The 2,004-nt window shown below is 40.8% G+C and carries 2 protein-coding genes and 1 pseudogene; all 3 read right to left on the bottom strand.

Translation table 11 applies throughout. The features are described 5' to 3' along the window. A pseudogene (locus AAC037_RS23935) lies at positions 1–377 on the bottom strand (type II glyceraldehyde-3-phosphate dehydrogenase); the annotation flags it as partial. Positions 378–381: 4 nt separating this feature from the next. Continuing rightward, on the bottom strand, positions 382–939 hold the full coding sequence (locus AAC037_RS23930) for an ion channel (RefSeq protein ID WP_339790104.1): 558 nt from the start codon (positions 937–939) through the stop codon (positions 382–384). 10 nt (positions 940–949) lie between these two features. Next, positions 950–2,004: Na+/H+ antiporter NhaA (nhaA, locus tag AAC037_RS23925; protein WP_339906171.1), on the bottom strand; the 1,055-nt coding region annotated here is incomplete at its 5' end.

Genomic DNA, 2,004 nt, shown 5'->3' with positions numbered 1-2,004 from the left:
TTGTTTTCTGCGCTAAAGGAATGTCCGGTAGTTTCGTGTTTTTCACCTCCTTGAAGGATAAATTTGATTTCTCGCTCTTTGTACGTCTGCACGTTTTGGACAGCTATCTTCTTGGGGGTACAATCCACTACTACATCTGCTACATCTAAAAGGTCAGTCATGTTGCCTGCCGGGGAAATATCTACCTGCTCCATGTCGCTTTTAGCTTCTGGAGTAGCAGCATAAATAGTATATCCTTTGCTTACCGCTGCTTGAATGCGCCAATCACTGATCACATCACAAACTCCGGCCAATTCCATATCCTCTTGCAGTGCAATAGCATCCGCTACTCTTTTGCCGATTACACCATATCCGATAAGTGCTATTTTCTTTTTCATAATGTTATTGCGTTTTAATTTTGGTATGAATATTATTTATGTTGGATAATCCGAATACGATCAGTACAAAGCTTTGAGCGATCTCCATGATCACCAATATCCTGGCAGGATACGTTAAGGGTACAATGTCTCCGTAACCGATTGCCGCAAAAGTTACCACACTGAAATAGAAGAACTCAAATAAAAAGCTGAGATAACCCATGTTGTCCGATGTGTTAAATCCCTGAAATGAGCCTGTATTGGCAGCAGCAATACAGCTATAATCTGCGGCATAGGAGAAGATAATCAACAGTACCAGTAGCCCGAAAATCCAGAGCAATTGCCCAAAGGAATGACACTGGCGAATGGATTTATTTACCTGTTTGAAAGTAAAAAATGTAAAATATATGGTTTTGGTCAGGGCAAATAAAACCACCAGGTAAGGTACCCAGCTTATTTTATGATCAACAAATTGCATGAGGTATACATAAACGATGGCCACCAAAGCCACCAGTATCACAGCCGGACTCAGGCGCTTGATCAGTTGTTTTAAGAAACTATCATAGTCTATTTTGTTTACCATTGTATATAAGTCAATTGTTCATTGCCGGTTTAGTTGTAGATTCTGTTCTGCCATACAGACGAAGTATAATTGCACCAATGACACCGGCAAGCACTGAAGCAAACAAAATACTTAGTTTGGCAATGAATGTATATTCCTCTTTTTGGAATGCCAATTCAGTGATGAATAGTGACATGGTAAAGCCTATTCCGGCTATCATGGCTACTCCCGAAAGGTGTCTCCAGGAAATTCCTTCTTGTAACTCGGCCAGCTTAAATTTCACCAAAAGCCAGCTTACTCCTAAGATACCGGTAAACTTGCCAACCAAAAGCCCGAAACCTATCCCCAGGCTAATGGGATGACTTAAAATTTCTACTAAATTTCCATGAATGTGAATCCCGGTATTGACCAGGGCAAATAAGGGCAGAATAAAAAATCCTACAATAGGTGCCAGGTGATGCTCTATTTTTTGCAAGGGAGTTTCAGCATCATCTGATTTTTGCTTGATCTCTTCCAGAATACTGAGTTGTTTTTCTGAAATGAAGTTACCCTTAATAGGAGTTGCCTCTAAGAATTGCAAATGAAGTTTTTGGAGATTTTTTAAGTAATCTTCTTCCTTGATCTTAACCTTACCAGGAATGGTGAAAGCCGTGAGAATGCCTGCAATGGTCGGATGTACCCCGGAGAAAAAAAATGCCAACCAAACCCCACCGATCCCAATGAGTGCATAAAACCAGGCTTTGCGAATACCTAAATAATTACCTCCTACCAGTACTAAAAAAAACAAGATAGCGTGCAAAAGATCCATGTATGAAATAGCAGAAGTATAAAATATAGCTATAACCAAAACCGCCCCTAAGTCATCAACTATAGCCAGGGCCACCAAAAATACTTTGAGCCCTACAGGTACACGATCTCCAAAAAAAGAAAGCACTCCAATGGCAAAGGCTATGTCTGTAGCCATTGGGATTCCCCAACCGTGCTCGGTAGCAGCATTGAAGTTGAAAATAAGATAAATGGCTGCCGGAACTACCATGCCGCCAATAGCTGCTCCGATAGGCAAAATAGCTTTTCTGAAAGAAGACA

It is taken from the genome of uncultured Cyclobacterium sp. (assembly GCF_963976465.1).
Classification (GTDB): Bacteria; Bacteroidota; Bacteroidia; order Cytophagales; family Cyclobacteriaceae; genus Cyclobacterium.
The sequence above is the reverse complement of the archived record's forward strand: the minus strand, read 5'-3'. Positions and strand labels throughout refer to the sequence as shown.